Annotated in this window: 9 protein-coding genes; 3 read left to right on the plus strand and 6 right to left on the minus strand. The window is 46.1% G+C overall.

Annotated elements, in window-relative coordinates; all coding sequences use genetic code 11:
- Positions 1-2: 2 nt before the first annotated feature.
- The 5 genes from I579_RS05845 to I579_RS05865 all read right to left on the minus strand — a co-directional run bounded on the left by I579_RS05845 (position 3) and on the right by I579_RS05865 (position 5,256).
- Positions 3-1,637 (minus strand): mannitol dehydrogenase family protein, encoded by a 1,635-nt coding sequence (locus I579_RS05845; RefSeq protein WP_010754529.1) that lies wholly within the window; start codon positions 1,635-1,637, stop codon positions 3-5.
- A 266-nt stretch (positions 1,638-1,903) separates the two neighbouring features.
- Positions 1,904-2,572 carry an ABC transporter permease gene (locus tag I579_RS05850; protein WP_010754528.1) on the minus strand — a complete coding sequence of 223 codons (669 nt, stop codon included), beginning with the start codon at positions 2,570-2,572 and terminating at the stop codon, positions 1,904-1,906.
- A 2-nt stretch (positions 2,573-2,574) separates the two neighbouring features.
- Entirely contained in the window at positions 2,575-3,498 is a 924-nt protein-coding gene (locus I579_RS05855) for an osmoprotectant ABC transporter substrate-binding protein (protein ID WP_010754527.1), read from the minus strand.
- Positions 3,499-4,134: an ABC transporter permease gene (locus tag I579_RS05860; protein WP_010754526.1), complete on the minus strand. Its 636-nt coding sequence runs from the start codon at positions 4,132-4,134 to the stop codon at positions 3,499-3,501.
- 3 nt (positions 4,135-4,137) lie between these two features.
- Complete coding sequence (locus tag I579_RS05865; protein WP_118339537.1) at positions 4,138-5,256, minus strand: betaine/proline/choline family ABC transporter ATP-binding protein; 1,119 nt, start codon at positions 5,254-5,256, stop codon at positions 4,138-4,140.
- A 445-nt stretch (positions 5,257-5,701) separates the two neighbouring features.
- Here I579_RS05865 and queA point away from each other — a divergent pair, with 445 nt between their 5' ends.
- Positions 5,702-6,733, plus strand: coding sequence for a tRNA preQ1(34) S-adenosylmethionine ribosyltransferase-isomerase QueA (queA, locus tag I579_RS05875; protein ID WP_010754524.1), 1,032 nt, complete (start codon positions 5,702-5,704; stop codon positions 6,731-6,733).
- Between the two features lie 674 nt (positions 6,734-7,407).
- Positions 7,408-10,038 (plus strand): cation-translocating P-type ATPase, encoded by a 2,631-nt coding sequence (locus tag I579_RS05880; RefSeq protein WP_010754523.1) that lies wholly within the window; start codon positions 7,408-7,410, stop codon positions 10,036-10,038.
- Positions 10,039-10,117: 79 nt separating this feature from the next.
- Here the strand turns inward: I579_RS05880 and I579_RS05885 are convergent, their stop codons facing one another.
- Positions 10,118-10,858, minus strand: coding sequence for a DUF975 family protein (locus tag I579_RS05885; protein ID WP_010754522.1), 741 nt, complete (start codon positions 10,856-10,858; stop codon positions 10,118-10,120).
- A gap of 261 nt (positions 10,859-11,119) precedes the next feature.
- Here I579_RS05885 and tgt point away from each other — a divergent pair, with 261 nt between their 5' ends.
- A complete protein-coding gene (gene tgt / locus I579_RS05890; protein ID WP_010754521.1) occupies positions 11,120-12,265 on the plus strand; it encodes a tRNA guanosine(34) transglycosylase Tgt in 1,146 nt (381 codons plus the stop codon).
- Positions 12,266-12,269 lie beyond the last annotated feature (4 nt).

The raw sequence follows: 12,269 nt of genomic DNA on the forward strand, positions 1-12,269 counted from the left end.
TGTTATTTACCTCCAAATTTTGTTACATAGGAATGCAAAGTGTTGCGGACCGCATCAGGGCCGACTAGCATTTCTTTCAAGATTGCTTCGATTTTTTCGCCTAAACCGGCTTGATACAAGTCAGTTCCAAAGATGCTTGCATTGGCTAAGATTTTTTCAGCAGCGGCGTGGATTTTCGCTTCATCTTGTTCGCCTAGTTGAATGCCTGCCAAGTTTGCTTGTAAGTCCGCCAATAATGGGTCAGGACTTGGTTGGAAAGCTTGTCCTTTGTCGTCTACGGCTAATAAGTAACGCAACCAAGCGGCAATGGCAACTGGGATGAAGACGAGTTTTGCAGATGCTTCTGGGCCTTTTTCCAAGTAGCGTTTGATAGTTTCACCAAAGCGAATCGCAACTTTTTGTGAAGTATCACTGGCAATCCGTTGAGGTGCATCAGGAATATTTGGATTTGGCAAACGTTTTTGCAAAAGTTCGTCGATGAATTGTTTAGGATCGATGATGCCAGGGTTTGCGACAACAGGTAGGCCTTCTTGATAGCCAATCCCTTTGATCAAACCGACTAAATCAGCATCTTGCATTTCAGCAGCAATGGAAGTGTAACCTAAAAGACAGCCAGTAACTGCTAGAGCCGTATGCAATGGATTCAAGCAAGTAGTTACTTTCATAACGTCTGCTTTGTCGACGGTTTCCCGATCCGCAAGCATTACCCCAGCTTTTTCCAAGGCCGGACGACCATTCGGGAAGGAGTCTTCGATTACCAAATAGTGGATGACTTCCGTATTGGCAAAAGGCGCGATGTTGGTGCCTTTGCTTGTGTGGATGATATCCATGTCGCTAAAGCCGTCTTCATTTAAGATGGCTTCCACAGAGGTAGAAGGATTTGGCGTGATCCGGTCAATCATGCTCCATGGGAAGGTAACTTTGTCTGTATTCAATAGATAAGTTAGGAAAGCTTCTGGTACAAAACCAGCTTTTTGCCATTCTGTCGCTAATGTGATGATGCTGTCTTGGAAGCGTTGGCCGTTTTGAGAGAAGTTGTCGGTGGAAACCATGGCAATTGGTAGTTCACCGGCCAAAAAGCGTTTGTATAAAAGCGCCGTTACGATACTAATCGTATGTTGGGCTGCTTCAGGACCATTTTTAATGTCTGCTTGGATGACTGGGAAAAAGTTGCCTTGAGGATCTTTTAGGGCATAGCCTTTTTCAGTAATCGTAAAGGTAGTAAATTGCAATGCAGGATTTTCAAAGTAAGCGACGATTTGTGAAAAACTATTTTTGTCGGCTGGATTGCAGTAAAAGCTGTCTGCGGTTACGGCTATCAAGCGTTTGTCTAAGGTTCCGTCTTCGTGCATTACGACTTCAAGGAAATCATTGTTGAAAGCTCTGTAGGCCTTTTCAACGACTTCATTGTCGAAAGTTTCACATACAACGACGCCAGAAGATAAGTCACCGCTGTTTGCCAAACGTTGTGCTACTTCAGCGTGAAAACCACGGTAAAGATTTCCGCCACCAAAGTGTAACCAAACAGGTGCCTTTTGCCCTTGAGCCTTGAGGGAAGCAACGTCGAATTGGGGTAGTTCCACACCGAGTTGTACTAGCTCATCTTTTGATTCTTGCCAATTTTTCAAAGTAATCACAAGAATTCCTCCTAAACTGATATATTAATTTAGTTCACAGGATGCATTTTATTCCTGTAATATTCCTTTGTCAACTTAAAACACCCTTGATTTTTCAGGAATCACTCCCTTGGCAGGGAAAAATATTGATATATCAGATTTTGCGGGCATTTTTTAAATTTTGGAGCCGATTCCAGAAAAACGTTTTCTATGTAAAATAAAAAAGATTGTTGAACCAGTAATCGGTCCAACAATCTTTTAAAGGTTTTGAGTGCTCGATCAGTTGATCAGTTGCCGGTTTTTCCCACTGGATCTAGTCGGCGCTCAATAATGCCTAAGAGCCAGTCGGTGATGATTGCCATGAAAGCTGTCGGCAGTGCCCCGGCGAGAATGATGGAAGCACCGTCTGTGGCATTGGTACCACGAATGATGATATCCCCGAGACCGCCGGCGCCCACAAAGGCCCCAATGGCAGTAATCCCAATGGCGACTACCAAGGCATTACGAATCCCCGCCATAATGACGGAAACAGACAGGGGTAGTTCAATCATGTACAGCCGTTGCCAGGCGGTCATGCCCATGCCTTTTCCTACATCTAAGATATCTTTGTCCACTTGATTCATTCCAGTGTAGGTGTTTTTCAAAATCGGTAAAAGGGAATAGAGGAAGACGGTGGTAATAACCACGTTGACACCTAGACCCATACCAATCATCAAAATCGAAATCATGGCCAATGAAGGCACGGTTTGGATGATATTTGCCAAACGAATCACCCAGTCTGCCAATTTGTGATGGCGACTGATCCAAATCCCTAAAGGAATGGCGATGATGGCGGCAAAGAGGACTCCGTAAAGGGAGATCAGGAAATGCCGCAGAAATTGGCTAAAGACGTAACTACCGTTTTGCTGGTAGTAATAGAAAAATTGTTGCAGTAAGTTCATCTCTTGCAAGTCCATGATTATTCTCCCTCCTCGAAGTAGTTGTGTTCTGCTAAGAATTCTTTGGCAACCACACTTGGTTCTACCAAGTTGTTGTCGGCTTCATAGTTTAGTTTTTGCATTTGTTCCGTATCGATTTTTCCGGCCAGTTTCGCCACGGCATCTTTGATTTCCGGAGATTCCTTGATCAATTTGTTGCTGATGACCGCTGCGGCATCGTAAGGGGGGAAGAAGTGGCGGTCGTCTTCTAACATAACCAGATCATAGCTGGCAATCCGTCCGTCTGTGGAGTAGCCCAAGACGATATCCATCTTCCCGGCAGCCACTGCATCGTAGACTAGACCAATTTGCATAGGTAAAATCTTTTCAAAGCTAAAGCCGTATTCCTCTTGGAAGCCATCGTAGCCATCTCCTTCGCGGGTAATCCAAGAAGTATCCACACCGGCGACTAATTCACCCGCGTGATCGGCTAAATCGCTGACGGTTTTCAAGTTGTATTTTTCCGCGGTATCTTTACGGACTAAGAAGATATAGGTGTTGTCAAAACCGTAAGAAGGCATAAAAGTCTGATTGAAGCGTTCGTTAAAGGCGTTTTTCACCAAGTCGAAAGCCTCGGCTGGGTCTTTTACCGGATCCATTCCTAATGTAGTGGTCAAATCGGTCCCAGTGTAGCGAGCCGCCGAGATTTGTGCGTCTCCTTGAATCATGGCTTGGTGGTTAATCGTCGTGGTAGCTAAGTTGTTGATAATCGTGGTCTCTTTGTCGGTATCGTGCTCAATCATTTCCGCCACTAACGAAGCGAGAATCTGGGCCTCGGAGGTGATTCCCCCAGTAATGGCCACGGTATTGTCACTCGTAGCCGTAGCTAGTCCAGGGAGAGAACAGCCGGCCAAGGTCAAGAGACTAACAAAGAGTAGCAATAAAGTATTTAGTTTGCGTTTCATTTAATTGGCCTCCCTTGTGGTTTTTGGGGTCAAGTGCTTTTCCAAAATTCCTAGGAAGAAATCCGCCGCCAATGCTAAAATCGTTACCGGAATCGTCCCGGCAAAAATCAATGGTGGTTGGTAGTTGTTAAGCCCGGAGAAAATCAAGTCCCCTAAGCCCCCGGCACCGATGTATGAAGCCAAGGTGGCCCAAGCAATCACGTAGACTGCCGCCAGGCGAATCCCCGCCATAATCGTCGGCAAAGCCAAGGGTAATTCCACCATGCGAATGGACTCAAAGTTGGTCATCCCCATACCTTTGGCCACGTCCCGGTAATTGGCGTCGACATTTTTCATACCAATATAAGTGTTTCGTAAAATCGGCAAAAGGGAATAGATGAACAAGGCGATAATCGCCGGGAATTTCCCAACACCGAAAAAGGGAATCATCAAAGCCAAGAGCGCCAGTGACGGCACGGTTTGTAACGCACTGGTAATGCTGATGACCACATTGGCGACTTTTGGAGTGCGGGTTAACAAGATGCCTAAAGGGACCGCTATGACAATCCCTAAGAGCAGTGCAATCACGGAGATATACAAGTGCTCGGCGCTTTTTGATAGCATTTGACTGCCGTATTCATTGAAATAGGCGACCATCTTTTACGCCCCCTCTTTCGCTGATTCCACGGCCTCACTGATGGTTTGCTCGTCGCCCCACAGGACGTCGTAAACGATATCCACGAGGGAAGCTCGGGTCAAAATACCGATGACGCGATTTTGGTCATCCACCACAGGGACGTATTTCAAACCCCGTTTTAAAATCCGTTGCAACACGTGGCGCAGTTGGGTTTTTTGATTGACATAAAAGACTTGGGGGTTGAGGATATCACCGACACTAGTGGCTTTCCCCCGCATTTTGTCCATGGTTTCCACATCCACAAAGCCTTTTAAGACTTGACTGTCGTCTGTGACAAGCAAGGTATCCACCCGTTTTTCCCGCATGAGCTTAATGGCTTCCCGGAGTGATTTTTCCGGGGTGATGGTGATGGCGTGATTCAACATGACCTCACCCACTGTGGTAGTGTCCGGTTTGGCTTGAAGCAGGCGTTCTTCCCCAATGAGTTCTTCCACAAATTCATTGGCCGGATGATGCAAAATGGCTTCCGGAGTGTCAAACTGGATGACTTTACCGTGACTCATAATGACGATGCGATTGGCTAATTTCAAAGCTTCGTCCATATCATGGGTGACAAAGACGATGGTTTTTCCTAAGCGTTCTTGCAAGTCTTTTACCAAATCTTGCAAAGCATCTCGGGTAATCGGGTCCAAAGCGCCAAAGGGTTCATCCATTAAGATGATGTCTTGGTCTGCCGCCAATGCCCGGACGACACCAATCCGTTGCTGCTGGCCACCGGAAAGTTCGCTAGGGTAACGGTCCAGCATTTCCCGGGGAAGTTCCACTAGGTCAATCATTTTTTCCGCAGTTTGGTTCCGGGTGTTTTCGTCCACTTTCAATAAACGCTGTACTAAAGTGATGTTTTCCCGAATAGTCATGTGGGGGATCAGGCCGATGTTTTGGATAACATAGCCGATCTTCCGGCGCAATTCCACGGGGTTGAGTTCCTGGATGTCTTGATTGTCAATCAGAATCTTGCCCTTAGTGGGTTCGTTCATCCGGTTGATCATGCGCATACAGGTGGTTTTACCGGAGCCAGAAGTACCGATAAAACAGATGAATTCGCCCCTTTCAAAGGACAGATTCACGTCTTCCACGGCCATCTTGCCGCCTTTGTAGATTTTTGTTACCTCCTGAAATTCGATCAATTGAATTCGCCTCTTTCTTTTGCTAATTTCCTAAAAGTTGCGAAAAAGTTTGACGAGAAGGATGAAAAAATCGTCAAAAATCCGCAACGTGTCATTACCAGTGTGACAAAAATTTCACAAAACAGCAAATCACTCGCTCAAGTCTCAAATGCTTTTCTCATTTGGAAATGTAAAAACATTTGTAACTTCCAGAAAAAATTCCTAATTAAAAAAAGCGCTGAGCCCTTGCTAGGAAAACTCTCTGTAACTTTTAGCACCAAAGAAAAAAATAGGAAAGAATTCATCCTCATTGTTTTCACAGAAACTTTGTGATTATTCCAGGGGAAAAAGCCCTTTGTCGATAAAGCGAGGAAAACGTGCTAAAATAGCCAAGACAATTCAGTAGAAGAGAGTGACGGAAATGTTAACAACAGAAGATTTTGATTTTGACTTACCAGAGGAATTAATCGCCCAGACGCCTTTGGCAGATCGCAGTGCATCCCGGCTGTTGGTCTTGGACCGAAAGAGCGGGGCCATTAGTGACAAGCACTTTGCCGATATCGTCGACGAGCTAAATCCGGGAGACGCCTTGGTGATGAACGATACTCGGGTTTTGCCGGCCAGACTTTACGGGGAAAAACCGGATACGGGAGGCCACTTGGAAGTCCTTTTATTGACCAACCAAGAAGGCGATACGTGGGAAACCCTGATTAAACCGGCGAAACGGGCCAAAGTCGGCACGAAGATTTCCTTTGGGGATGGTCGTCTGCAAGCGGTAGTAGAAGAAGAGTTAGAGCACGGGGGACGGATCATTACCTTTACTTATGAAGGCATCTTCCTAGAAATTTTGGAATCCTTAGGGGAAATGCCCTTGCCTCCATATATTAAGGAACGTCTGGAAGATCCAGAACGCTATCAAACCGTTTACGCTAAGGAAAACGGCTCGGCGGCGGCACCTACAGCGGGATTACACTTTACGAAGGAACTCTTGGAAAAAATTCAAGCCAAGGGAGTGGAATTGGTGTATTTGACCTTGCACGTGGGGCTAGGCACGTTCCGCCCAGTGAGCGTGGACAATATCGCCGATCACCAAATGCACAGTGAGTTTTATCGCTTAACGGAAGACGCGGCGGCTAAATTGCGGGCCGTCAAAGCCAATGGTGGCCGGATCGTGGCCGTGGGTACCACTTCCATTCGTACTTTGGAAACCATCGGCACGAAATTCGCCGGCGAAATCAAAGCCGACAGTGGCTGGACGGACATCTTTATCACCCCGGGCTATACCTTTAAAGTGGTGGATGCCTTTTCTACCAATTTCCATTTGCCAAAATCCACGTTGGTCATGTTGGTTTCCGCTTTTGCTGGTCGGGAACACGTACTAAATGCCTACCAACACGCCATTGAAGAAGGTTACCGCTTCTTTAGCTTCGGGGATGCCATGTTTGTGAAATAGCTTGTTCTTTGGGCTTTTTTCGGTGGGACAGTTCGTTTGACTGTGCCACGGGAAAAAGCCCCGGACTGAGCCAATAGTAGTAAGGAACAATAATTTAACTGAATCATGCCACAAAAATAGGACGAGCTCTCGAAAGCTCGTCCTTATTTAATGGAAGGATTTGATGAAAAGGGTTAGTTTGCAGATTATACATGCAACGTAAGAAATCTCTTGTCATAAACAAAAAACTTTGTCTTCACTACATTTTCTACTCTAAAATCATGTGGTTCTTGTTTCGGTGTACTCATGTGTTACTTGGTTACGTATCTTTTGTAAATTGTTTCCGTGTTGTCTGTAATGCTTTGTGCAACCTTTGATACGCATTCACTATTTGTAAGGCTTACCTCGCACATATAAATCTAGGTGAATCTTGTACGTCGAACAACTTTTTATACTTGTTTACTTTTCGTATTTTCCTCGAGATCTCCTTTCCATCAAATACTATCCTTCCTTACACCCATATTATAGCACGGACTGTAATCGCTTTCAATAGATTTGGTTCTATTTTTGAAATTTGAGGAAATCGTGAACATTTGTCAAAAATATGAAAAAATACGCAATTATTTGAAAATATAAAAAAAGTCGTGTTATAGTTAAAGTAGCTTTAATGTGAAAAAAGAATTGGAGGAATGCAAATGCAAGAGTACCAAAAGACGATCCCCGAGGTAGTTCATGAGTTTCACACGAGTACCCAGGGGCTTGATGTGGACACAGCAGCCAAGCGCTTGCACGAAAATGGTCCCAATCGTTTTGATGAGGCCAAAAAGGATTCATTAGCAAAGAAAATCCTGCGCAGTTTGATGGATTTTACAACGATTGTCCTATTAGTCGCCGCAGCGATTTCTTTTTATACGGCGATTGCCACCGATCACGGAGATTATTTCGAAGGATTATTGATTATTGCCATTGTTGTCATTAATTCGGTGTTGGCTATTTACCAAGAGGGCAACGCGGAAAAAGCACTGGAAGCCTTGCAAGATATGAATAAACAGACGGCGCTGGTGATTCGGGACGGTCAGCAACAGGAAATCAACGCAGAAGAATTGGTCGTAGGAGACGTTTTAGTATTGGAAAATGGCTCCATGGTAACGGCGGATGCTCGGTTAATTCAAACTTCCCAAATGCGTATTGAGGAGTCTGCCTTAACCGGGGAGAGTGAAGCGGTGGAAAAAGATGCGGATTTCGTGGCGGAAGAAGAACTGCCCTTAGGCGATCAGCTAAATATGGCCTTTAAAGGCTGTACGGTGGTCAATGGCCGGGGGCGAGGCATCGTCACAGCAGTGGGTATGGACACGGAGATGGGGAAAATCGCCGGCTTACTAGGCAGCAACACCCATCAGACTACCCCTATGCAAAAGCGACTGAATCAGCTAGGCAAACGCATCAGTGTCTTGGCCTTGGCTGCGGCGGCCTTTGTCTTTTTCCTCGGCTATTTGCAAAATGAAGAACTCCTGGATATGTTTTTAACCGCGGTTTCCTTAGCGGTTGCCGCAGTACCTGAGACGTTAATGGTAATCGTGACTTTGACTTTGGCCTATGGGGTTCAGAAGATGGCCAAGAAAAATGCCATTATTCGCCGACTGCCTGCCGTGGAAACCTTGGGGACGGCCAGTGTGATTTGCTCGGATAAGACTGGAACCTTGACCCAGAATAAAATGCGAGTGCGCCGGGTGTGGTCTCGGGGAGATGTGGTCACCGATGTGGAAGATCAGATGACCGATGAAGCCATGGAAGTCCTGAAAATCGCGACTTTATGTACCGATGTCTTGGTAGCCACCAATGAAGATGGAGACAAAGAGTACCAAGGCAATCCTACTGAACGGGCCATCGTGCGAGCAGTGGAAGAAAGCTACCATACGAAAAAAGAACTAGACGAAGAATATCCGCGAATCGCCGAGTTGCCCTTTGATTCGGAGCGGAAAATGATGACCACGGTGCACAAAAAAGGCAAAAAATACATCTCTGTCACGAAAGGTGCCTTTGATGTGCTTTTGCCGAAGTTCCACTATGGAGATGTGGAGAAAGCCACCATCGTCAACGACCGTTTCGGCAAGCGGGCTTTGCGAGTGATTGCTGTGGGCTTCCGGATTTTTGATGAAGAACCAAGTGAAATCACCTCGGAATACTTGGAGCAAGACTTACAACTTTTAGGGCTGATTGGTATGATTGATCCGCCACGGCCGGAAAGTAAAGGTGCCATTGCCAAAGCAAAACGGGCGGGGATTACCACGGTGATGATTACCGGGGACCACGTGGTGACTGCCAGTGCCATCGCCAAAGAGTTAGGCATCTTGAGCAATCCCAAGCAAGCCTTAACCGGTGCTCAGTTGCAAAAGATGTCCGATGAAGAATTGGATCAAAAAGTGGAAAAACTTCGGGTTTACGCCCGAGTGACGCCGGAAGATAAGATCCGTATCGTGCAATCCTGGCAACGGACCGGTGCTGTGGTCGCCATGACCGGGGATGGAGTCAACGATGCTCCGGCCCTAAAAGCGAGTAATGTCGGCTGTGCCATGGGAATTACCGGGACAGATGTGGCCCAAGGTGCGGCGGATATGATTTTAACGGATGACAATTTTGCTACGATTGTAGATGCAGTGGCTCAAGGACGCACGGTGTACCAAAATGTCCGCAAAGCCGTGAATTTCCTGTTAAGTTGTAATATCTCGGAAATTTTTATCGTGATCATTGCCATGCTCTTAGGCTGGGGCGCACCTTTTACCGCGGTACAACTGCTCTTTGTCAACGTAGTAGCAGATGGCTTGCCCGGCTTTGCTTTAGGCCGTGAACCAGCAGAAGCAGGAATCATGGACGAGCCACCGATTCCAGCCCACGAGAGCATCTTCGCTCGAGGACTAGGAAAGAAAATCGCCATTAATGCCGCTAGCTTTACAGTGGTGGCACTCTTAGGCTATTACTTAGGACGCTTTGGGGAAAATATCAGCCATTGGGTCGCAGGTAGTCCTGAGGTTGGTCAAACTGTAGCCTTTCTCGTATTGGCTTATTCTTCTATCTTACATGTGTTCAACGTGCGCAGCAGTCGCTCGATATTCCGAGTGCGCCTGTCTTCGAACAAATCACTGTTTGAAATGGCGGTCTTGGCGGTTTTGATTACTACGGCAATCGCCTTATTCCCCCTTACGCAAAATCTTTTTGATCTCGTATCCATTAGTTTAAATCACTGGCTTTTGGTGGGCATCTTGTCCATCGTGCCGATTTTCGTCAATGAAATGATCAAATTCCACTTCTCACCAGAAGAGGAATAACAGAGTGAAAATTCATCTTATCTATTTAATAGACACAGAAAAGCTCGGAGCGGTAACTTTGCTCCGAGCTTTTTTTAGCTTAAAACGTAACGGCTTCGTCTGGTAGGGCATTGTAAAAGGCTGCCCGTGTAGCTTGGTAATAAGGGATGAACCACAAAAGCCCAATTACGGTGATGCTGGCCAAGATGCCCCAACCGATAAAGCTTAAGTCTAGGACAAAGAGTTTCCATTTGTAGCCGTCCATTAAACGGCGACTAGCAGTGATGCATTCCAAAGCTTTTGGTTTTTCTCCGGTACCTTCATGAATATCATAATAGATAAAATAGCTTTGAGAATAAGAATAAAACTTGATGATACCAGGAATGATCAAGAGCAATGTCCACAAGTAGCTAAAAATCGAAACCAAGATGAAGACTACAATTAAGCCCAAAAGATACGGGGAACGGAAACAACGGAAGGCATCGGCTACCCGATACGGTTCTTCCCGACGGCCGCGAAGTGCATCCAAATAGGTGAAGTTTACCCCACTTTGCAAAACGATTTGAATCAAGGATGCGGCAATGGTAATCAAGGTGTAGGTTCCCATCATCGGTGCCATGGTGGCAAAGGTGGCAAGGGACATTTCCGCACTATTGCTACTGTCTGCAATCATCTCGGAGACCGCGCTAGTAAAGACAAAGGGTACCGAAGTCAAGGCCATTAAGATCCAAGTGATCAAGACGACGATGATTCCCGGCACGACAGTCATTAAGATTGCGCCCCCCCAGCGCCCGCTTAAGGCGTCTTTGGCCTCTTGCTTTAATTCTTTTCTGCTTTTCATTTTTTCAGACTCCCCTCTAAACGAGTTTTCACCCAGCAAACCCACTGAGTTAGTAACAGTATATCAAACTGCTAGAAATTCGTCTGGCATAAGCGCTGTTTTTTTCAAGGAAAAGTCGGCGTGAAAGGAACTTGGGGCTTTGGTATTTTCTTAAGAAGGTAGGGGAGGTCTTTACTTTTTTTAGGCCAGTTAGTATCATGGGAGAGTTGACACAAAGCCGAATAAGGGCTGTTGTGAGGAAAGTAGAAAGTAGGAGCGAAGATGACTCAACCTGCAATTCAATATCGATTAATTAAGAAAGAAAAACATACTGGTGCCCGGTTAGGTGAATTGATCACCCCTCACGGTACTTTTCCCACGCCGATGTTTATGCCTGTGGGAACTTTGGCCACAGTAAAAACCATGTCCCCAGAGGAACTCAAAGAAATGGGTGCCGGCGTCATTTTAAGTAACACCTATCATCTGTGGTTGCGACCAGGGGAAGATTTGGTGGCAGAAGCAGGGGGCTTGCACAAATTTATGAACTGGGATCAACCGATTTTGACGGATTCCGGTGGGTTCCAAGTCTTTTCTTTGGCGGATATGCGCAATATCGAAGAAGAAGGCGTGCACTTTAAAAATCATTTAAACGGTGCACCCCTGTTCTTATCCCCAGAAAAAGCGATTCAAATCCAAAACAAATTAGGTTCCGACATCATGATGAGCTTTGACGAGTGCCCACCTTTTGACGAAAGCTACGACTACGTGAAGAAATCCGTAGAACGTACCAGTCGTTGGGCTCATCGGGGCTTGGAAGCTCATGCGAATCCGGATCGCCAAGGTCTGTTCGGCATCATCCAAGGGGCGGGCTTTGAAGATTTGCGTCGTCAAAGTGCTAAAGACTTAGTCGCCATGGACTTCCCAGGTTACTCCATCGGCGGGCTTTCCGTGGGGGAACCAAAATCTGAGATGAATCGGGTCTTGGAATTCACCACCCCGTGGATTCCGGAAAACAAACCGCGCTACTTAATGGGTGTGGGGGCAGCGGATTCACTAATCGACGGCGTGATTCGTGGCGTGGATATGTTTGACTGTGTCTTGCCAACCCGGATCGCTCGTAATGGTACTTGCATGACCTCTCAAGGGCGCCTCGTAGTGAAAAATGCCAAGTATGCCCACGACTTCCGCCCAATCGACGAAAAATGTGACTGCTACACTTGCCGCAATTACACTCGGGCGTATATCCGCCACTTGATCAAATGTGATGAAACATTCGGGATTCGCCTGACTTCTTATCACAATCTGTATTTCTTGTTGAACTTGATGAAGCAAGTGCGTCAAGCGATTATGGATGACAATCTTTTGGAATTCCGGGAAGCCTTTTTTGAAGAGTATGGCTTTAACAAAGAAAATGCCAAAAGTTTTTAATCTC

The organism is Enterococcus asini ATCC 700915 (assembly GCF_000407365.1).
In the GTDB taxonomy this organism is placed as follows: Bacteria; Bacillota; Bacilli; order Lactobacillales; family Enterococcaceae; genus Enterococcus_C; species Enterococcus_C asini.

Coding starts and splice junctions, on each gene's coding strand:
- tgt (WP_010754521.1), top strand. CDS start 11,120: ATGACTCAACCTGCAATTCAATATCGATTAATTAAGAAAGAAAAACAT.
- I579_RS05860 (WP_010754526.1), bottom strand. CDS start 4,134: ATGGTCGCCTATTTCAATGAATACGGCAGTCAAATGCTATCAAAAAGC.
- I579_RS05885 (WP_010754522.1), bottom strand. CDS start 10,858: ATGAAAAGCAGAAAAGAATTAAAGCAAGAGGCCAAAGACGCCTTAAGC.
- I579_RS05880 (WP_010754523.1), top strand. CDS start 7,408: ATGCAAGAGTACCAAAAGACGATCCCCGAGGTAGTTCATGAGTTTCAC.
- I579_RS05865 (WP_118339537.1), bottom strand. CDS start 5,256: ATGGCCGTGGAAGACGTGAATCTGTCCTTTGAAAGGGGCGAATTCATC.
- queA (WP_010754524.1), top strand. CDS start 5,702: ATGTTAACAACAGAAGATTTTGATTTTGACTTACCAGAGGAATTAATC.
- I579_RS05850 (WP_010754528.1), bottom strand. CDS start 2,572: ATGGACTTGCAAGAGATGAACTTACTGCAACAATTTTTCTATTACTAC.
- I579_RS05855 (WP_010754527.1), bottom strand. CDS start 3,498: ATGAAACGCAAACTAAATACTTTATTGCTACTCTTTGTTAGTCTCTTG.